This is a genomic window from Deinococcus sp. KSM4-11 (assembly GCF_004801415.1).
In the GTDB taxonomy this organism is placed as follows: domain Bacteria; phylum Deinococcota; class Deinococci; order Deinococcales; family Deinococcaceae; genus Deinococcus.
In genome coordinates this window covers 31,894-51,922 of sequence record NZ_SSNX01000008.1, presented here as the reverse complement: position 1 = coordinate 51,922, position 20,029 = coordinate 31,894, and the positions used below count along the sequence as shown (strand labels likewise).

Here is a 20,029-nt window from a genome sequence, read left to right as displayed (position 1 = left end):
CACCCGGCCCTGACCCGCCCGCCTACACTCGGGGCATGCCACTGACCGCCCTGCTGTTCGACGCCGAGGGACAGGATTCACAGATCGACCTGAACGCAGGCCTGCCCGAGATGCGCCCCCACCAGCTCCTGTGGGTGGACATCCAGGCCGACGACGCGGAACCGCTGGACACCCTGCTGGCTGGCCTGCCACTGGACGACCATACCCGCGCGTGGCTGCTGGACGCGGGAGCGCATCCCCTCCTGCACCGCTTCGATCACGCCGTGCAACTCCGTGTGAATGCGCTGGAGAAGGATCAGCACCATTACCGCGCGGTGCCCGTGCGGTTCGTGGCGGGCAGGAACGTCGTGTACACCGCGCACGAGGGGCCGGTGTCGTTCCTGGACGCCTTCCGGGCGCTGCTGGAGGCTGACACGCAACTGGGACAGCTGGACGCCGCCGCGTTCCTGGCGGTGGTGCTCGCGCACCATGTCGAGGGGTACTACCACCAGCTCTCGCCCATCGAGGACAACGTGGATCGGCTGGACGAGCACATCCTGAGCGAGGCGCGGCAGGGACGGCGGCACCTGGAGATCCTGGTGGGCCTGCGCCGCCGCGTGAGTGAACTGCGCCGCATGCTGGCCGCGCACCGCCTGGTGTACGTGGCCCTGGCCAGCCCGGATTTCGCCGTGTACGAGAACGACGAGCCGGAGATCCGGCTGACCCGGCTGCTTCACCAGTTCGAACGCACGCAGGAGGCCGTCAGCCACACGCGCGAGACGGTGCTGGGCTCCTTCGACCTCCTGATGAGCAGCACCGGGCAGCGCACGAACGACACCATGCGGATCCTGACGGTCGTGACGGTCACGCTGGGCATCATCGCGGCGGTGGCGGGCGTGATGGGCATGAACTTCCAGGCGGACATCTTCAAGGCGGGGAACAACGGCTTCCGGGACGTCCTGCTGTTCAGCGGCGGCCTGATCGTGGCCGTCATCGGCGTGGGCCGCTGGATCGGGTGGCTGTAACCACCGCGCCGGGCCGGGCGGCCAGTGCAGGAAATCCTCTACCCTGCGGAGCATGACTCCACCGGATACCGACCTGAGCGCCCACATCCTGCGCGGCCTGCACGACCTGGCGAACCTGGTCGCGCTGGAGAGCGTGTCCGCCCAGGGCCGCATGCTGTCCGAGACAGCCGACGCCGTGCAGGCCCTGCTGGAAGCCGAGGACTTCACCGTCACCATGCACCCCGGTCAGGTCGCGCCCGTGCTGCTGGCCGAGGCGGGCGACGGCCCCTTTACCCTGCTGATCTACAACCACTACGACGTGCAACCCGAAGACCCGGCGGATCTGTGGGAGAGTCCGCCCTTCGAACTGACCGAGCGCGGCGGTCGCCTGTACGGGCGCGGCGCGAGCGACGACAAGGGTGAGTTCACGTCGCGTCTGGCCGGTCTGCGCGCCCTGCGCGAACGCCACGGCGGCCGATTGCCATTGAAGGTCAAGTGGCTGCTGGAAGGCGAGGAGGAGGTCGGCAGCCCCAGCCTGGAACACTTCGTGGAGGCGCACGCCGCCGACCTGAAAGCGGACGGCGTGTGGTGGGAATTCGGCTCGATCACGCCCGAGGGCCGCCCGGTGCTGTACGCGGGCCTCAAGGGCATCATCTGCCTGGAGTTGCGCTGCCGCGTGGCCGCCAGCGACCTGCACTCCTCGAACGGCGCCGTGGTGGACAACCCCCTGTACCGCCTGAGCCGCGCGGTGGCCTCCCTGCGGGACGAGGTCGGGCGCGTGACCATCCCCGGTTTCTTTGACGACATCCGCGCGGAAACGCAGGCCGACCTGAACGCGATCAAAGCCCTGCCCGGCCACGGCGAGGCGCTGATGACCGGCTACAGCGTCACGCAGCCGCTGGGCACGCCGCCCGAGTACCACCACCGCCTGAACCTGATGCCCGTCGTGAACGTCAACGGCTTCCATGGCGGGTACGGCGGCCCCGGCAGCAAGACCGTGCTCCCCGCCGAAGGCATGGTGAAACTCGACTTCCGGCTGGTGCCGGATCAGGATCCCGCGAAGATCGTCGGCCTCCTGCGCGCCCACCTGGACGCGCAGGGCCTGGGCGACATCGAGATCGTCGAACTGGAGAGCCACGAACACCCCTCGCGCAGCGACCTGAACAGCCCCTTCGTCCGCACGGCCGCCCGCGTGGCCGAGCAGGTGCACGGGCACGCGCCCCTGCTGAATCCCAGTTCGGGCGGCAGCGGCCCGATGTACCCGTTCATGCAGCACGTCGGCGCGCCCGTCATCGCCATGGGCATCGGCAACCCCACGGGCCGCGTGCATGCCCCCAACGAGAACATCCTCCGGCGCGACTTCGAGAGCGGCGTGCGCTTCGCCCTGGAATTCATGGACGCCCTCGCGAAAGAGTAAAAAGGCTACGAATCCCAGCCCTTGATTCAGTAGCGATGGTCACACGCTCCCACAAGTCGAGAGAGAAGTAACAACCGAATCGTCCCACCCTGCCCCTGACCGAATGCCATCGTGCGCGAAGCGCGCGGGCGCTGACGACGGCAAAGGAAATAGCAGACACACCACCCCCACGCGAAAGAGACCGCCACCAGATCCAGTTAGCGACGCACGGCGACCACATGCCCAGTGCAGCGCTGCTCCCCTGCCCCTCTGCTCCGCAGCTCTACGAGTCTGGGGTAGGGGCTGGGGGTGGGGCAGCCCACCGCAGGCGCGCCCCCAGCCCCCCTTGTCTACCTCTTCCCCTTCCGTTCCCAACCCCCCGCGCCTATGCTCCCCCTATGCAAGCGGCGCGAATTATTCAGCGGAGTGGGGTCATTGCCTGACAGCCGCCGCGCTGCCCGTCTGCCCCCGCCGAAGTCGCGGGGGTGTTTCGTTTCGAGAGGAGCCCAACATGCTGCAGGTCAGGGAGTTCAAACCGGGGGACATGGACGCGATGGACGTGCTGCGTCTGGCATTGACGAGCAAGGTGTACGGCGCGGCGATCGAGACGCCGGTGAGCGAGACGCCGCTGCTGAGTCGGCGGACGGGGAACCGCGTGCTGCTCAAGCGCGAGGATCTGCAGCCGATCTTCTCGTTCAAGTTGCGGGGGGCGTACAACAAGATGGCGCAGCTCGCGGCCGCCGAGCGGGAACGTGGCGTCATCACGGCGTCGGCGGGGAACCATGCGCAGGGGGTGGCGTTCGCCGCGCAGGCGCTGGGGGTGCGGGCGGTGATCGTGATGCCGTCGACGACGCCGGAGATCAAGGTGGGGGCGTGCCGGGCGCGCGGGGCCGAGGTGGTGCTGTTCGGGGACAGTTTCAGTGACGCCGAGGCGCATGCGTTCGCGTTGCAGAAGGAACTGGGCTTGACCTTCGTGCATCCGTACGATGATCCGCTGGTACTGGCGGGGCAGGGCACGGTGGCGCTGGAGGTGTTGCGGCAGGTCGAATCCGGCAATGGCTACACGGTGTTCGTGCCGGTGGGCGGCGGCGGCCTGATTGCGGGCGTGGCGGGCGTGATCAAGGCGCTCCGGCCGGACATCCGGGTGGTGGGCGTCGAGCCGGACGACAGCGACGCGATGTACCAGTCCTTGCAGGCGAACGAGCGGGTGCGGCTGGACACGGTGGGGATCTTCGTGGATGGCGTGGCGGTGAAGCAGGTGGGCGCGTATACCTTTGACCTGACCCGCCGCTACGTGGACGACTGGGTGCGCGTGAACACCGACGAGGTGTGCGCGGCGATCAAGGACGTGTTCGACGACACGCGCGCCGTGATGGAACCGGCGGGCGCACTGGCGGTCGCCGGATTGAAGAAGTACGTGTCCGAGCGTGGCATCCAGGGCGAGACGCTGGTGGCCCTCACGTGCGGCGCGAACGTGAACTTCGACCGGCTGCGGCACGTGGCCGAGCGCGCGGAGGTGGGCGAGCAGCGCGAGGCGATCCTGGCGGTCACGATCCCGGAGCGGCCGGGCGCGTTCCGGGAGTTCATCGAGGTGATCGGGGTGCGGGCGGTCACGGAGTTCAACTACCGTTACGCGCCGCGCGCCGAGGCGCAGATCTTCGTGGGGGTGCAGCTGGCACAGGCGGGGCAGCGCGGGGCGCTGGTGGCGGAACTGACGGCGCGCGGCTACGCGGTCACGGACCTGACGGAGGACGAGCTGGCGAAGGTGCACGTGCGGCACATGGTGGGGGGGCGCGCGCCGGAGGCGACGGACGAGCGGGTGTATTCGTTTACCTTCCCGGAGCGGCCCGGCGCGCTGCTGGAGTTCCTGACGCATCTGCACGGCCGCTGGAACATCAGCCTGTTCCACTACCGCAACCACGGCAGCGCGCACGGGCGGGTGCTGGCGGGCGTGCAGGTGCCGGACGCCGAGGCGGCGGAGTTCGCGGCGTTCATCGAGGGGCTGGGGTATCCGGCCACGGACATGACCCTGAATCCCGCCTACCGGTTGTTCCTCACCTGAGGCGGTCGCCGCGGGCAGGGAGGGGGTGCGGTGCTGCCCTGGACATCCGTGTCTGGAGCGGCCGGAGGCTTGAATTCCACGCTGATGGGAGCATTTGTTCCCGCGCCTCTCCGCGTCTGGCCGTGCTGCGCTGGTGCCGGGTCTACACTGCGGGCACCGGAGTCAACGCCAGGTGGGGGTGCGGACATCATGCCGGAACTCGAGGTGCGGCTGTTCGGAGCGTTCCAGGTCACGGTTCACGGCCAGCCCGTGACGACGCTGGGGGCGCCCCGGTTGCAGGCCCTGCTGGCGTGGCTGCTGCTCCACCGTGATTGCCCGCAGCCGCGCCGGCAGGTTGCTTTCGCGCTGTGGCCGGATTCGGATGAAGCGCAGGCGCTTACGAACCTGCGCCGCGAACTGCATCACCTGCGCCGGGCGTGGCCGGCCATCGATCAGTGCCTGGAGGTGAATGCGCTGACGCTGCACTGGACGCCGGACGGGCCGTCGGGCCTCGATGTGGCGGCCTTCGAGCAGGCGTCCCGCAGCGTCCTCACCGGTGCGGCGCGGGACTGGAACGAGCTGGAGCGGGCCGCCGGGCTGTACCCGGCGGCCCTGCTGCCGGGCCTGGACGACGAGTGGATTGACGCCCACCGGCAGCGCTGGCACGACCGGATGGTGGCGGTGCTGGAGGCCCTGCTGGACGACGATGCCCCGACGTCCGGCGCCGTGCGGTACGCGCAGCGGCTGGTGGCGCTGGAACCCTACCGGGACAGCGCCCATGCCCGCCTGATGGCCCTGCACCTCGACGCGGGTGATCCGGGGGCGGCGCGGCACGCCTACCACGAATGCGTGCGTGTGCTGGCCGCCGAGCTGGGCGCGGCGCCGGGGCCGCTGGTGCAGGCGGCGTTCCACCGTCTGGAGCAGCAGGGCGAGCAGGCCCCACCCGCACCACCCGGGCCGGGTGAACCGCCGCTCGTCGGGCGCCGCGCCGAGTGGGGGCAGGTGCTGGAGGCGTGGCAGGCGGCCAGCAGCGGCCCACCCCGCGCGCTGCTGATCACGGGCGAGGCGGGAATCGGCAAGACGCGGCTGGCCGAGGCGCTGCTGACCTTCGCTACGGCGCAGGGCGTGCGGACGGCCCGGACGCGCTCGTACGCCGCCGAGGGCCGGCTGGCCTATGCGCCCGTGGTGGAGTGGCTGCGCAGCCCGGCCCTGTACGGCGCCCTGGCGTCGCTGGCGCTGCCGTGGCGACGGGAGGTGGCCCGGCTGCTGCCGGAACTCACGCCGGAGAGCGCGAGGAACCGGGCAGAGCGTCACAGCGAGGGCTGGCAGCGGCCCCAGCTGTTCGAGTCGCTGGCGCGGGCCTGTCTGGGTTCGGGCGCGCTCCTGCTGCTGCTGGACGACCTGCAGTGGTGCGACCGGGACACGCTGGAGTGGCTGCACTTCCTATTGCGCTTCGAGGCGCACTCTCCCCTGCTGCTGGTGTTCACGCTGCGCCGTGAGGAGCAGGACCGCACGCCGGCCGTGCGCTCGTTCCTGCAGATCCTGCAGCAGCGCGGCCTGCTGAACCGGGTGGAACTCGGGGCGCTGTCGTCCGCCGAGACGGCGCAGCTGGCCGAGGCCCTGCGTCCCGGCACGCTGTCGCCGGGCGCGCAGTCGCAGCTGTACCGGGCGACCGAGGGGCATCCGCTGTTCATCGTGGAGGCACTCCGGGCGGGCGTGGCGCTGGACGGGCCCGAGGGCGCGGCGTTTCCCCCGTCGCCGCGCGTGCAGGCGGTGATCGCCGCGCGGCTGGAACAGCTGTCCGGGGACGCGCGCGGAGTGGCGCAGCTGGCGGCCACGGTCGGCCGGGCCTTCGACACGCGCATCCTGCGGGACGCGGGCGAACTGGACGAGGACTCGCTGGCCGGCGCGCTCGACGAACTGTGGCGGCGCGAGATCATCCGCGAGCAGCCGGGCAGCGGCGCGTACGACTTCACGCACGACCGCCTGCGCGAGGGCGCGTACGACGCCCTCAGTCCGGCCCGCCGCCGGCTGCTGCACCGCCGGGTGGCCCGCGCACTGGAGACGCGGCACGCGACCGACCTGGGCGCCGTGGCCGCACAGCTGGCCGCCCACCTGGAGCAGGCGGGCGAGCCGGAAGCCGCGGTCACCGCGTACCTGCAGGCGGCGGAGCGGGCGAACAGCGTCTCGGCCAGCCAGGAGGCGATGCTGCAGATCCAGCAGGCCCTGCGGCTGATCCTGGCCCTCCCGGACAGTGCGGAGCGCGGGCACGCCGAACTGGCGGCGCACAACATGATGGCGGCGGCCCTCACGGCCCTGAAGGGCTTCACGCCGCCGGAACTCGAGCACACGCTCGACCGCGCGCTGGCCCTGGCCGAGCAGCTGGGCGACAGCGTGGCCGTCACGCGCAGCCTGTGGGGCATGTTCTCGCTGCAGATCGTGCGTGGCAACGTCCGGGGGGCGCGCGAACTGGCCGAGCGGGCCATGCGGCTCGCCGGGGACGACACGGGCCTGCTCACCGACAGCCATCAGGCCCTGGGCGGCGGGAACCTGACCGAGGGGCGACTGGCGGCCGCCGCGGAGCATTTCGAGCAGGCGCGGCGCCTGTACGCCGAGCACCGTCACCGCCGCGTGCTGTTCGGAGCGAATGTGGGCGTGTTCACGCTCGCGTGGGGCGCGCACGGCCTGTGGTTGCAGGGCCGCGTGCTGGAGGCGCGGGAGTATGTCGCGCAGGCCGCCGCGATTGCCGAGGAGCTGGGGCATCCGTTCACGCAGATGCAGGCCCGCGCGTACCGGAGCATCTCGCACCAGCTGGAGGGCGATCTGGACGCCGCCTGGAACGCGGCCGAGGCGGCCGTGGAGGGGTGCGAGCGCTCGAACATCGCCTACTACCGCGAGTGGGGCGTGATCGTGGGCGGCTGGGTGCAGGCCCGGCGGGGCGAACCGGAAGCGGGACTGCGGCGCATCCGGCGGGGCCTGGACGCCCTGCAACGGCTGGACGCCGCCCTGCGGCTTCCGTATTACCTGTCGCTGCTGGCCGAGGTGCATCTGCAGCTCAACCGGCCCGAGGCGGCCCGCGCTGCCCTGGATGTCGCCCAATCTGTGGCGGGGCAGAACCGGGACCTGTGGTACCTGCCAGAGGTGTTCCGCCTGCGCGGCCTGACCGAGCTGAACCGGGCCGAGGGCTTCTTCCGGGAGGCGCTGGCCCTGGCCCGGTCGCAGGGCGCGGTCTCGCTGGAGTTGCGGGCGGCCACGAGTCTGGCCGCGCACCTGGAAGCGGCCGGGCACCCGCGGGAGGGGGCCGTGGTGCTGGAGCCGGTGGTGGCCGTTTTCCCAGCCGCTCTGGTCACGCCGGATCTGATGCGGGCCCGCGCCCTGCTGACCACCCTGACCTGAGTCCCGTTCTGTTCACGGATGCCCGGAACGGCACCCGAACGCCCCAGCGAACGCTGCCGGAACGCCCCGCCGCTTACGCTGCGCCCGTGAATGCCGGAGGCGGCCGCAGTCACCCGCAGCGCTCCCGCCGGGCCCCCTTTCCCAAGGAGTCCACCCATGAAGATTCGTCGTCTGGCCCTGCTGACGGCCGGCTGCGCCGCGCTCGTCCTCACCTCCGTGTCGCGGTCTCAGTCGGGGATGTCCATGCCCATGAATGAGGGCGACCTGAAGTGGAGCCCCGCACCACCCTTCCTGCCCGCCGGCGCGCAACTGGTCGTGCTGGACGGCGATCCCGGCAAGGCCGTGCGCGTTACCTTGCGCCTGAAGTTCCCCGCCGGGTACCAGGTGCCCGCCCACTGGCACCCCACCCAGGAGGACGTGACCGTGCTGAGCGGCAGCCTGCACGTCGGCATGGGCGACAAGCTCGACAAATCGGCGGGCACGCTGCTCAAGCCCGGCGGCTTCGTGGCGCTGCCCGAGAAGATGAACCACTTCATCTGGACGGACGACGAAACGGTGGTGCAGGTGCACCTGCAAGGGCCCTTCGAGATCACGTATGCCGATCCGGCCACCGACCCCCGTCAGTCGAAGTAATCCCACCCTCTTTGCCCGGAGGAATGCCCATGACCGACGTTCAGAGCCCCACTTCCTCGACCAGTGATGTCACGGCGCTCCGGGGCACCGTGCGCGGCGACGTGCTCCTCCCCGGCGACGCCACCTATGACGGCGCGCGGGCGCTGTTCAACGGCATGATCGACCGGCGGCCCGCCGTGATCGTGCAGTGCACGGACAGCGCCGACGTGATCCAGGCCCTGTCCTTCGCCCGCCAGCAGGGGCTGCGGGTGGCCGTGCGCGGCGGCGGCCACAACGGCGGCGGCTTGGGCAGCGTCGATGGCGGGCTGGTCATCGACCTGCGGCGCATGGACGGCGTGCGCGTCGATCCGCAGGCGCGCACCGTGCGGGTCGAGGGCGGCGCGACGTGGGGGCAGGTGGATCACGCCACGCACGCATTCTCGCTGGCCGTGCCGTGCGGCGTCATCTCCACCACCGGGGTCGGTGGCCTGACGCTGGGCGGCGGCCTGGGCTACCTGACACGCCGGTACGGCCTGACCATCGACCACCTGCTGGAGGCCGACGTGGTGCTGGCCGACGGACAGCAGGTCACGGCCAGCGAGCAGTCGAACGCCGACCTGTACTGGGCCATCCGGGGGGGTGGCGGCAATTTCGGGATCGTGACATCGTTCCTGTTCCGCGCGCAGCCGGTCAGCACGGTGGTGGGCGGCCCCACGCTGTGGCCGCTGGAGAAGGCGCCGCAGGTGCTGCGCTGGTTCCAGGAGTTCATCCGCAACGCGCCGGACGGCCTGAGCGGCTTCTTCGCGCTGCTGACCGTCCCGCCCGGCCCGCCCTTCCCGGAGGCGCTGCACCTGCAGAAGATGTGCGGCGTGGTGTGGTGCTATTCAGGGCCACAGGAGCGTGCCGACGAGGTCTTCGCGCCCGTCGCGGCCTTCGGGCCGCCCGCCCTGCACGGCGTGCAGCCCATGCCCTTCCCAGCCCTGCAGTCGGCCTTTGACGGCCTGTACACCTCCGGGCAGCAGCAGTACTGGCGCGGGGACTTCTTCGGCGCCCTGGACGACGCGGCCATCGACGCGCTGTGCGCCCGTGGCGCCAGCATGCCCACCTGGCTCTCGACGATCCACCTGTACCCCGTGGGCGGGGCGGCGCACCGGGTACCGGCCGACGCGACCGCCTGGAGTTACCGGGACGCGGACTTCGCGGCCGTGTACTACGGCGTCGATCCTGCACCGGCTGGAGCAGACGCCATCCGCGACTGGACCGTGACGACTTGGGAAGCGCTGCACGGCTTCTCGATGGGCGGCTCGTACGTGAATTTCATGATGGAGGAGGGCCAGGAGCGGGTGCAGGCCACCTACCGCGACAACTACGAGCGCCTCGCCCGGATCAAGGGCCGCTACGATCCGGGGAACGTGTTCAGCGTCAACCAGAACATCAAGCCGGGCTGACGGCGGAGGGGGGACGGGACGTGCAAGCGGGCACGCCCATCCTCCGCCGGTGCAGGTGGCGGATGACCCCAGCGCGGGACGATGGGTGCCGTCCGGTTCTTTCATGAGGGCCTATGATGTAGGGCGTGACCACACAACGGATTCTTGTCATCGAAGACGACCAGGACATCGCGAATGTCCTGCGCATGGATCTGACGGATGCCGGCTATGACGTCGAGCACGCAGATTCTGCCATGAATGGGCTGATCAAGGCCCGCGAGGAACACCCCACCCTGATCCTGCTCGACCTGGGTCTCCCCGATTTCGACGGTGGGGACGTCGTGCAGCGGCTGCGGAAGAACAGCGCCGTGCCGATCATCGTGCTCACTGCCCGCGACACGGTCGAGGAGAAGGTGCGCCTGCTGGGGCTGGGCGCGGACGATTACCTGATCAAACCCTTCCACCCGGACGAGCTGCTGGCGCGCGTGAAAGTGCAGCTGCGGCAGCGCACGACCGAGAGCCTGACCATGGGAGAACTGACCCTCGATCCGCAGAAACGCCTCGTGACCTACAAGGCCGAAGAGCTGCGGCTCTCGCCCAAGGAGTTCGACATCCTGGCGCTGCTGATCCGCCAGCCGGGCCGGGTGTACTCGCGCCAGGAGATCGGTCAGGAGATCTGGCAGGGCAGACTGCCGGACGGCAGCAACGTGGTGGACGTGCACATGGCCAACCTGCGCGCCAAGCTGCGGGACCTCGACGGGTACGGACTGCTGCGCACGGTGCGCGGCGTCGGTTACGCCCTGCGCGGCTGACGCGTTCCGTGGGTCTGAACGCAGCCAGCCCGGACTTCAGCGCCCTGATCCAGGCCATCCCGAACCCAGTGGTGCTCGTCCGGGAGGACGGTTCGGCCGCCATGAATCCCGCCGCGCGCAGCCGCCTGCTCCAGCTGGGCGTGCCCGAGGACTGGCGGCAGATGGTGCATGGATCGGCCGGCCCCGAGGTGCAGGCGGCCGTGGCGCAGGCGTGGCAGGGCGAGACGGTCAGCCTGAGCGTGAAGCTGCCCGACATGATTGCGCCGGGCACGGTGACGGTCGCGCCGGCCGGGTCAGGGGCGGCGCTGGTGCACCTGCAGGTGGGCCGCGATCCGCTGACGGCCGCGCTGGATCTGCTGGACACCCTGGGCCTGGGCGTGACCGTGCATGGCCCCGACAGCAGTTTCCTGCATGCGAACGACCGCGCGCAGGAGATTCTGGGCGTCAGTCTGGAGCAGCTGACCGGCCTGGATTCCATGGATCCGCGTTGGCGGGCCATCCGGCCGAACGGCGAGCCGTTCCCGGCCGAGGAGCGGGCGGCCATGCAGGCGATCCGGACCGGTCAGGTGCAGCGGAACGTGGGCATGGGCATCTACCACCCGCCCTCGGAGTCGTGGCGCTGGCTGAAGGTGACGGCCGTGCCGCGCCGCGTGCCGGGCAGTTCGCAGGTGCGGCAGGTGACGGTGATGTTCGAGGACGTGACCGGCCCGCAGCGCACCGAGGCGGCCCTGCGACACAGCGAGCGGCGCTTCCGTTCCCTGGTCGAGGCCACCGCACAGATCGTGTGGACGGCCAGTCCGGACGGGTATTTTCCTGCGCCGCAGGCCGCGTGGGAGGCCTTCACCGGGCAGACGCCCCAGGAGTACGAGGGCCGGGGGTGGCTGTCGGCCATCCACCACGACGACCGGGCGCACACGCTGGAGGCCTGGAAGGCCGCCGTGGAGTCGCAGGGCGTGTACGCGACCACCTACCGCGTGCGGCGGGTGGACGGCGAGTTCGTGCCCATGCGGGCGCGGGGCGTCCTGGTGCGGGACGACGCCGGGCAGGTTCAGGAATGGGTCGGCACGAACAGCGAGGTGAACGCCGAGCGGGACGCCACGGAGCACCAGGCCATGGTTCAGGCGGAGCTGGAGGAGCGCGTGCAGGAGCGCACGCAGCGTCTGGCCGAGGTGACGCGCTTCTCCACGCTGCTGCTCACGGCCGCCGGGGAGGGAGTGTTCGGGCTGGACACGAGCGGCCACAACACCTTCGTCAATCCCAGCGCGGCGCGAATGCTGGGCTACCCGGTGGAGCGCCTGATCGGCGCGCCCCAGCACGACCTGATCCACCACCACCACGCCGATGGATCCCCGTACCCGGTGCAGGACTGCCCGATCCACCGCACGCTGCGCGACGGCGAGGTAAGGCGCGTCGAGGCCGACGTGTTCTGGCACGCCCAGGGGCACGCGGTGCCGGTGTCGTACGTGGTGACACCCACCCTGGGCACGCAGGGCGAGGTGACGGGCGCGGTGGTGATGGTTCAGGACATCACGGAGCGCACGCGGGCGCAGGAGGAACTGCGCGCAGCCATGCAGGAACTGCAGCGCAGCAACCATGACCTGGAGCAGTTCGCGTCGGTCGCCAGCCACGACCTGCAGGAGCCCCTGCGGACGCTCGGCAGTTACACCGAGCTGCTCGCCCGCCGCTACGAGGGACAGCTGGACGCCCGCGCCACGCAGTACCTGGGATTCATGCAGGCAGCCGTGGACCGCATGCGCGGCCTGATCCAGGATCTGCTGGCCTTCGCCCGGGTGAGCCGCAGCGAGACTCCACGGCACGCGGTCTCACTCCACGACACGATGGCGGTGGTCGCGCAGGACGTGGAGGCCGCGCTGCTGCAAGGGGGCGGCACGCTGGAGTGGGACACGCCGGCTACGGTGATGGCGCAGGAATCGCTGGTCACGCAGCTCCTGACCAACCTGGTGGGGAATGCCCTGAAGTTCGTGCCCCCGGAGCGACTGCCCGTGGTGCGCGTCACGTCGGTGCAGGAGGGCACACAGGTGCAGGTCAGCGTGACCGACAACGGCATCGGCATCGAGCCGCAGAACACGGAGCGGGTGTTCGAAATCTTCCAGCGCCTGAACCAGCGGGACGCGTACGCCGGCAACGGGATGGGCCTGGCCATCTGCCGTAGAATCGTGGAGCATCACGGCGGCCGCCTGTGGCTGGAGTCCACGCCCGGACAGGGCAGTAGCTTCCACTTCACGCTGCCCGCCGCACCCGCGCCCACGCCATGACTGAATCCACCACCCGCCCCATCGAAATTCTGCTGGTCGAGGACAACGAACCGGACGTGCTGCTGACCCTGGAAGCCTTCGGGGAGGCCAGCGTCCCCAACCGCCTGCACGTCGCGCGTGATGGCGTGGAAGCCCTGCGTTTCCTGCGTCGCGAGGGCGAGCACGCCCACGCGCCCCGGCCGGACGTGATCCTGATGGACATCAACATGCCCCGCAAGAACGGCCTGGAAGTTCTGCAGGAGATCAAGGCGGATCGGTCTCTGGGCAGCATTCCCGTGGTGATGCTGACCACCAGCCAGTCCGACGAGGATGTCCGCAGTTCCTACGAACGGCACGCCAGTGGCTATGTGGTCAAACCCGTGGGCTTCGAGAACTTCCTGAACGCCATGCGCGCCTTCGAGAACTTCTGGATGACCTTCGTACGTTTCCCTCCCCACCAGGATCGACCCTGACCGGCCAGTGAAAGCGTCTGGACGCGGCCACCCTGACATCGGGTGGCCGCGTTTTCTGTGTCGGCGACCACGACCGCAGGACGTCAGGCCACCGGAGCGTCACCGGCCACCGGCTCGGCGGCCTCCTGCATGGCCTGAAGCACGTTTTGCAGGTGAGTATCCAACTCCACCCCCAGTTCCTCAGCCCCCTGGATCACCTCATCACGGTTCACGCCCGCCGCGAAGGCGCGGTTCTTGAAGCGTTTGCGCAGACTGCCCAGTTCCACCGCCCGCACGTCCCGATCCGGGCGGATCAGGGCGGCGGCCTGAACCAGGCCGGTGAGTTCATCCACGGCGAACAGGGTCTTCGAGAGCCGGCTCTCGCGGGGCGTGCCCGTGTAGGCCGCGTGACCCATGATCGCGTCGAGCACCTCCGGCGGGGTGTCCGTGTGCTCCCGCAGGTACGTGACGCCCCAGGTGGGGTGCTCCTGCGGGTGCAGCTCATAGTCGAAGTCGTGCAGCAGCCCAGCCACGGCATAGGTCTGTTCGTCATCGCCCCAGTGGCGGGCATACCAGCGCATGGCCGCCTCGACGTTCAGCATGTGGCGTTGCAACGAGGCGGAGGGCGTGTGTTCCAGCATCAGGGCATGGGCCTGCTCGCGGTTCATGCCGCAGTCTACCGGCGCGCCGCCCCCGGTTCCGGCCCCGGCCTCCATCTTTAAAGAAACCTGGAAAATCCGTATGAAACGTTGAGAAAGGGCCGTGTACGCCCAGTGCCCCTGTAAAACCAAAGGGAACATGTGGAGGCCCATCAGTCCGGCGTCATCTTCGGCCGCTACACCCAGGGGGTCAGCAGGCCCCCGGCCCGATGCGGGGTGCCGCTTCCCCCTCCCACCTTTCCGAGCAGTTCCAAGGAGTCCCATGACTACGTCCCGTCCCCTGCGCTTCACCCTGATCCTGACCGCCCTGACCAGCCTCGCTCCCATCGCTGCGTACGCGCAGGTCAAGAGCCAGAGCATCGTCGTGAATCCCACGTCGCCCATCTCGGTGGGCAGCGTGACGCTGCTCAACGCCGACACCAACCAGCCGGTGCCCGGTTACGACCCCATCCAGCCCGGCGCGACCCTGAACCTGGCCACGCTGCCCGCCCGCCTGAGCCTGCGCGCCAACACGGTCGGTCAGGTCGGCAGCGTCCGCTTCGGTCTGGACGGCAACCTGAACTACCACAGCGAGAACATCGCGCCGTTCTCGCTGTGCAACGGCAGTGACTGCGCCGAGGCCCTGCGTGGCGGGCAGCACACCATGATCGCCACCCCCTACACCGCTGCCAACGCGGGCGGCCAGATGGGCCTGGGCCTGTCCCTGACGTACGCCGTGGTGAATGTGGCCCAGGCACCCGCCCCGACGCCCGCGCCGGCCTTCGCCGTGACCAGCTTCACCCTGATCAATGCCGACAACAACCAGCCGGTGCCCGGCTACGACCCCATCCGCCCCGGCGCGCGCCTGCAGCTGTCGGCCCTACCCCGACACCTGAACTTCCGCGCGAACACCACGGGCACGGTCAAGAGCGTGCGTTTCATCCGCACCGGCAACAAGCAGTACGTGGAGAACCAGGCCCCGTTCGCATACTGCGGTGACACCAAGGGCGGCAACGGCCGCAAGGGCGATTACCTGACCTGCGACGGTGCGTTCTTCACGACCGGCAACCACCAGATCACGGGCACGCCCTTCACGGAGATGTTCGCCAAGGGCCGCGCCGGCCTGGTGTACAACCTGCAGTACAGCGTCGTTCCCTGAACGAATGTGAACAGCAGGACATGAAGAAGGCCGCCCTGGGGAATCTGGGCGGCCTTCTTCTTGCATCAGGGCGGGGCCATACGCGGTTGCCCCTCGCTGTCGACCGGTTCAAGACGAGCGATTCAACCCCACCTCGGATCAGTGGATGTAGCGGGCCCATTCCGGCTGCCAGTGCGCGAACTGGCCGTGCGCGTACACGCCGAACGTCGGCGCGCGAGGCCGGGTGCGCAGCGGCATCCCGGCCTCGTCGGGGGTGCGGCTCCCCTTCCGCTGGTTGCACGATCTGCACGCCGTGACGACATTCTCCCAGTTGTGCCGCCCGCCCCGGGATCTGGGCATGACGTGATCCATGGTGAGCTCCTCGGGGCTGCCGCAGTACTGGCAGGCGAAGGTGTCGCGCCGGAGCACGTTGCGGCGGTTGAACGGCACCGGGTGCACGCGCGGACGGCGCACGTACTTGCGCAGGCGGATCACGCTGGGCACCTTCAGGATCGTGCTGGGCGAGCGGACGATGTCGGGGCTGTTCTCCAGGACTTCGGCGACGCCGTACTGCACCAGCGTGATCGCGCGCTTGGCGCTGGTCACGTGGAGGGGTTCATAGGAGGCGTTCAGTACCAGCACGCGTGGGGCATTGAGATCTGCCGCCACGTGCGGTATTCGCACTTCCTCCTCTCTGGGCATGTCCTTTCTGGAGATCATGCCCGGCATTCTAACCCGCGCCAGTCAGGCCAATGTTGCGCCGGGACGCTTAGTGGACGCCCTGCACGCTGATGGTTGTGGCCTACCGGGCCGAGCCGCTCAGCCTGTTTTCAGGCCGCCGCGCAGCAGTTCCAGCACGCCATCGGCGACGTACTGCACGGCGAGCGCGCCCAGCAGCACCCCCAGCACGCGCGTGACCACATGCACGCCGGTCACGCCGATCACGCGGGCGATCTGCCCGGAGAGCCGCAGCGCGAGGTAGCACAGCAGCAGCACGAAGCCGGTCACGACGAACACCACGGCCAGCAGCCACGGATTGCCATGCGTGGCGCTCGCCTGGATCATGATGCTCGCCAGCGTGCCCGGCCCCGCGATCAGCGGAATGGCGAGGGGGAACACGCTGATGTCCTGGCGTTCCTGCGCCTCGCGCTCCTCATCCGGACTTTCCTTGCTGCCGCTGGGCCGCGCGAACACCATATCCAGCGCGATCAGGAAAAGCAGAATGCCGCCCGCCACGCGGAACGAGCTCAGGCTGATGCCGAGGTGCTCCAGCAGGGCCCGTCCGCCCAGCCCGAAGGCCAGGATGATGCCGCCCGCAACCAGCGAGGCCCGCGCGGCGACCCGCCGCCGCTCGAAGCTGGGGCGGTGCCCGGCAAGTCCGATGAAGATGGGCGCCAGACCGACCGGATCCATGACCACCAGCATGGTCAGGAAGGTGCGGTTGATGGTGGTGAGAAGATCGGCCAGATCCGGCACAGAGGGCAGCGTAACAGGCCAGAGGCCCGGCGGCGTCAACCGGCCAGGAATCTCACGACCAGTCAGAACGGCCCGGCGTTTTGGAGGGCGCTCGACAGGCCATACCCACCGGCTCCCCATACGGATCTGTGAGAAATTCGACAGAGCGGAGGAGTGATGCTGAGGGCCTGATGGCCCGGTCACCTGACCCCCACCCACGACTCGGTGCGTCCAGAGCGGCCGCCAGCCCGGTGGATCGCTCAAGTCACGCCCTGGTCGGAACGCTGATCACACCTGTCGTGGTGCTCCTCTCGATCCTGACACCTGGACAGGTTCGGGAACTGGCCGATGCCGAAAGCATCGGCTAACTCCCACTGCGGCCTGAACAACCTGAACTTCTCACCTGCTCAGGGAGACACTGCAGGCCGGACATCGATATCCAGCGATGAACTGGCGCTCGCGACCTTGCCTTCTCGCGTCGTGGTGGCCTGCACGCCCACGGTATAGGTATTTACACCGGTGTCCGGCGCGGCCGTGATCCGCACCGGGAACACCTCGCCCGCCCGAACGGCCGTGCGGGGCAGCGTGACCGTGATGCCCGGCGTACTCGACTGTGCCTGCAACGTGAACGTGCCGGGATGGGTGGTGCGAGTGTACCCCCCGATCCGGCCGGTCAGGTCGCGCGTTGTCCCGACCGGGAGACTGAGGCTGGACACGGACGCCCCCCCGGCCGGGGCGAACACGATATACCCGCCCGCGCAGCCCTCGCCGCGCAGCACCGCGATATCGCGCGCCCCCACATACAGCGCGGGCAGCAACGAGGCCACGACCAGCCCCAGCCCCAGCGCCGCCAGTCCGGGACGCCGCCAGTTCGCCGCCGCAAAGGCCAGCCCGCCCGGCCCTAGCAGCAGCGGCAGCAGCAGCGCCAGCAGCGTGTGCCCCTGACACGGCGCACTCAACAGCATGGCGGCCCCGGCCCGCACGGCGAAGGTCAGGGCCGCGCCGATGCCCCAGCCCAGCAGGAAGGACGGCAGGAACGTCCGCGCGGGGAACGTGGGAAATTCGGGGGCGGGCGCATTCACGCCCGGCAGCGTACTCCGGCGGGGCCGGGACACCCGACCTCCACAGCACACGGCCCTTAGGCGGCGGCGCGGGCGGCCAGGATGCGGCGCACGGCCGCCAGCCGCTCACCGTGCAGCGGGTACAACGACAGCAGCGCCAGGGCCAGCACGGCTCCCGCGATGGGCGGCACGGTCATGAAGACCCGGAATCCCTCCGCGACGCTGGCGGGCTGCACGGCGAGGGTCGGGTCGTAGCCGTAGCGGTGCGCGACCCAGCCGAAGGCCAGCGAGACCAGTGCGCCGCTCAGGGTGGTGATCAGACCGCTCAGGCCGTAGTACATGCCCTCGCGCCGCTGGCCGGTGCGCACCTCGTCCTCGTCGATCACGTCGGCCAGGATCACGTCACCCATCAGGATCATGCCGCCCAGGCCCACGCCGAAGAGGGCCGTGACCGGCCACACGCCCGCCAGGGTGCGCATCACGGCCAGCAGGCTCACGCTGAGGCCTGTGACCGCGAACGCGAGCATCAGGGTGGTGCGTGCGCCGGCGCGGCCCGCGACCAGCACCCGCCACGGCCACAGGCTCGCGCCCGCCACGACGAACGCCGTGGCGAGCAGCAGGGTCGTGACCGCGCCACCCGGATGGCCCAGCGTGTACTTCACGTAGAAGCCCATCCCGGCGGCCAGGGTGCCGGTCGTGACGAAGCGCATGGTCTGCGCGAGCACGACCGTCAGGAAACTGCGGTTGCCGAAGGTGGCCCTCAGGGCCTCCAGCAGCGGCAGCGCCTGGACCTGCTGGGAACCGGGCCGCTCGCGCAGCGCGCCCAGGCCGCTGAAGAGAGCGATTCCAGAGATCACCGCGAACGTGGCGGCAGTTGCGCCCCAGCCCAGGCGGGCGGCCAGCACGGGCGGCAGCGCCAGCCCGATCAGCAGGCCCACGACCTGCACGACGTTCATGCGCCAGGCCACGCCGGTGCGTTGGGCATAGCTACGGAACATCTCGGGCAGCAACGCCAGGTACCCGGTGCCGACGGCGGTGCCGGCCGTCTCCCACAGCCACCACGTGGCCGCGAAGTACGCGACCAGCGCCCAGGGCTGATCCACACCACTGAACGGCGCGTTGAACATCAGCGCGAAGCCCAGCAGGGTGGGCAGCGTTCCGTAGCGCACGTACGGAATGCGGCGGCCCAGGCGGCTGCGCGTCCGGTCGGACAGAAAGCCGATCACCGGATTGTCGATGGCGTTGTACACGGCAAAGCACGTCATGATGGTCGCCGCCCACGCCGGGCTGAGTTTCTGGCCGTCCACGTAGTACAGCAGCAGGAAACTGCTCGCCTGGGCGGGAATGGTCAGGCCGAAGTTCATGATGGCGTAGCGCCACGCGGTACCCGAAGACGGATCATCGTCTCGGACGGCGTTCATGTCGGCTGCCGCATCCACTCCCTCAAGGGCCGGTAGCCGATGGCGTGGACGCCGCTCTGTGCGATCACATCCACCATGCGCGGGTCGCGGAAGGCCTCGTAGTTCGCCACGCGACCCTCCCAGTCTGAGCAGATGGCCCGCAGTTCGGGCGTGTCCCGCGCGGGGTGCAGGATGAAGTGCGTGATGCCCGGCGGCAGGTCCGCGAGCATCCGCCGCGTGAGTTCCACATGGTCGCCGCCCACGTGCAGCGGCAGCATCCGCAGGTGATCGACCAGGGGCCGCCCCGCCGCCTGCACCAGCCGCCCGTAGCCCCACGCCAGTGAGGCGCTGAGGGGGTCGAAGCCCTGCGCGCGCCAGCCGTCCACGCCCATGCGCGGGTACATGGCGGGCACCCGCTCCCGCCCGGCCAGGGCCATCACGGCGGGCAGGAATTTCGGGTGGGCCAGCGCGCCCATGTGCGAGTCCACGTGAGTGACGTCCACGCCCCACGCCCGCGCGCGGCTGACCTGCGCGGCCAGCTCGTCGCGCACGGCCTCTGGTCGGCCGTTGGCCTGGATCTCCGGATTGTCATGCGGGAAGTACCCCTGGGCATCCAGCAGGCCGCTGGCCGGGTCGCGGGTACTGACCGGCCCCCAGCGCAGGGCGTCCCACTCACTGGTGATGGTCAGGTGCACTCCCATGTCCGCCGCCGGGTGGGCGCGGGCGACCGCCGCCCCCTCGGCCGCCGCCGGGCACGGCACCATCAGCGCCGCCGAGGTCAGTAGGCCCGCCTCCAGCAGATCCGCGTAGGCATCCACCGTGGCCCCACACATGCCGATGTCGTCGGCATGAAAGATCACCACACGGTCGGAAGCACAGTACCCGAGGGCCGACAGGAGCGGATTGGGACGCATAGTCCTCCAGAAAAGCAGTGGAAAGGGAAGGTGACGTGCCCAGCATGGC

At 69.8% G+C, this 20,029-nt stretch carries 17 protein-coding genes; 11 read left to right on the top strand and 6 right to left on the bottom strand.

Annotation, left to right across the window (positions count from 1 at the left end):
• Nucleotides 1–35: 35 nt before the first annotated feature.
• The 9 genes from E7T09_RS18160 (at nucleotide 36) to E7T09_RS18120 (ending at nucleotide 13,395) form a co-directional block, all read left to right on the top strand.
• Nucleotides 36–1,004: a CorA family divalent cation transporter gene (locus E7T09_RS18160; protein ID WP_136390610.1), complete on the top strand. Its 969-nt coding sequence runs from the start codon at nucleotides 36–38 to the stop codon at nucleotides 1,002–1,004.
• Between the two features lie 52 nt (nucleotides 1,005–1,056).
• Nucleotides 1,057–2,400, top strand: a complete 1,344-nt coding sequence (locus tag E7T09_RS18155) for a M20/M25/M40 family metallo-hydrolase (RefSeq protein WP_136390609.1) — start codon at nucleotides 1,057–1,059, stop codon at nucleotides 2,398–2,400.
• Nucleotides 2,401–2,890: 490 nt separating this feature from the next.
• Nucleotides 2,891–4,441, top strand: coding sequence for a threonine ammonia-lyase, biosynthetic (ilvA, locus tag E7T09_RS18150; protein ID WP_136390608.1), 1,551 nt, complete (start codon nucleotides 2,891–2,893; stop codon nucleotides 4,439–4,441).
• Between the two features lie 189 nt (nucleotides 4,442–4,630).
• Entirely contained in the window at nucleotides 4,631–7,816 is a 3,186-nt protein-coding gene (locus tag E7T09_RS18145; protein ID WP_168734934.1) for an AAA family ATPase, read from the top strand.
• Between the two features lie 156 nt (nucleotides 7,817–7,972).
• Nucleotides 7,973–8,449: a cupin domain-containing protein gene (locus E7T09_RS18140; protein WP_136390606.1), complete on the top strand. Its 477-nt coding sequence runs from the start codon at nucleotides 7,973–7,975 to the stop codon at nucleotides 8,447–8,449.
• 29 nt (nucleotides 8,450–8,478) lie between these two features.
• Nucleotides 8,479–9,876, top strand: coding sequence for an FAD-binding oxidoreductase (locus tag E7T09_RS18135; RefSeq protein ID WP_136390605.1), 1,398 nt, complete (start codon nucleotides 8,479–8,481; stop codon nucleotides 9,874–9,876).
• Between the two features lie 125 nt (nucleotides 9,877–10,001).
• Nucleotides 10,002–10,667 (top strand): response regulator transcription factor, encoded by a 666-nt coding sequence (locus E7T09_RS18130; protein ID WP_136390604.1) that lies wholly within the window; start codon nucleotides 10,002–10,004, stop codon nucleotides 10,665–10,667.
• An 8-nt stretch (nucleotides 10,668–10,675) separates the two neighbouring features.
• Nucleotides 10,676–12,943, top strand: a complete 2,268-nt coding sequence (locus E7T09_RS18125; RefSeq protein WP_240741884.1) for a PAS domain S-box protein — start codon at nucleotides 10,676–10,678, stop codon at nucleotides 12,941–12,943.
• Entirely contained in the window at nucleotides 12,940–13,395 is a 456-nt protein-coding gene (locus E7T09_RS18120) for a response regulator (RefSeq protein WP_136390603.1), read from the top strand. Before E7T09_RS18125 ends, E7T09_RS18120 begins: the two co-directional genes overlap by 4 nt.
• A gap of 83 nt (nucleotides 13,396–13,478) precedes the next feature.
• Here the strand turns inward: E7T09_RS18120 and E7T09_RS18115 are convergent, their stop codons facing one another.
• Nucleotides 13,479–14,042, bottom strand: coding sequence for an HD domain-containing protein (locus tag E7T09_RS18115; RefSeq protein WP_168734933.1), 564 nt, complete (start codon nucleotides 14,040–14,042; stop codon nucleotides 13,479–13,481).
• 253 nt (nucleotides 14,043–14,295) lie between these two features.
• Between E7T09_RS18115 and E7T09_RS18110 the strand changes: the two genes are divergently transcribed.
• Nucleotides 14,296–15,171, top strand: a complete 876-nt coding sequence (locus tag E7T09_RS18110) for a hypothetical protein (RefSeq protein ID WP_136390601.1) — start codon at nucleotides 14,296–14,298, stop codon at nucleotides 15,169–15,171.
• A gap of 138 nt (nucleotides 15,172–15,309) precedes the next feature.
• Here the strand turns inward: E7T09_RS18110 and E7T09_RS18105 are convergent, their stop codons facing one another.
• Nucleotides 15,310–15,870 carry an HNH endonuclease gene (locus E7T09_RS18105; RefSeq protein ID WP_168734932.1) on the bottom strand — a complete coding sequence of 187 codons (561 nt, stop codon included), beginning with the start codon at nucleotides 15,868–15,870 and terminating at the stop codon, nucleotides 15,310–15,312.
• A gap of 99 nt (nucleotides 15,871–15,969) precedes the next feature.
• Nucleotides 15,970–16,626, bottom strand: coding sequence for a MarC family protein (locus E7T09_RS18100; RefSeq protein ID WP_255578457.1), 657 nt, complete (start codon nucleotides 16,624–16,626; stop codon nucleotides 15,970–15,972).
• 170 nt (nucleotides 16,627–16,796) lie between these two features.
• Here E7T09_RS18100 and E7T09_RS22005 point away from each other — a divergent pair, with 170 nt between their 5' ends.
• Nucleotides 16,797–16,973 (top strand): hypothetical protein, encoded by a 177-nt coding sequence (locus E7T09_RS22005; RefSeq protein WP_168734931.1) that lies wholly within the window; start codon nucleotides 16,797–16,799, stop codon nucleotides 16,971–16,973.
• A gap of 39 nt (nucleotides 16,974–17,012) precedes the next feature.
• On the opposite strand, the gene E7T09_RS18095 is transcribed toward E7T09_RS22005, so the two are convergent.
• The 3 genes from E7T09_RS18095 to E7T09_RS18085 are packed head-to-tail and all read right to left on the bottom strand — an operon-like array spanning nucleotide 17,013 to nucleotide 19,980.
• Nucleotides 17,013–17,687: a hypothetical protein gene (locus E7T09_RS18095; protein ID WP_240741883.1), complete on the bottom strand. Its 675-nt coding sequence runs from the start codon at nucleotides 17,685–17,687 to the stop codon at nucleotides 17,013–17,015.
• Nucleotides 17,688–17,743: 56 nt separating this feature from the next.
• Nucleotides 17,744–19,087, bottom strand: coding sequence for an MFS transporter (locus E7T09_RS18090; protein ID WP_136390599.1), 1,344 nt, complete (start codon nucleotides 19,085–19,087; stop codon nucleotides 17,744–17,746).
• The gene (locus E7T09_RS18085; protein ID WP_136390598.1) at nucleotides 19,084–19,980 is read right to left on the bottom strand and encodes a polysaccharide deacetylase family protein; all 897 of its coding nucleotides are present in this window, start codon (nucleotides 19,978–19,980) and stop codon (nucleotides 19,084–19,086) included. Before E7T09_RS18085 ends, E7T09_RS18090 begins: the two co-directional genes overlap by 4 nt.
• Nucleotides 19,981–20,029 lie beyond the last annotated feature (49 nt).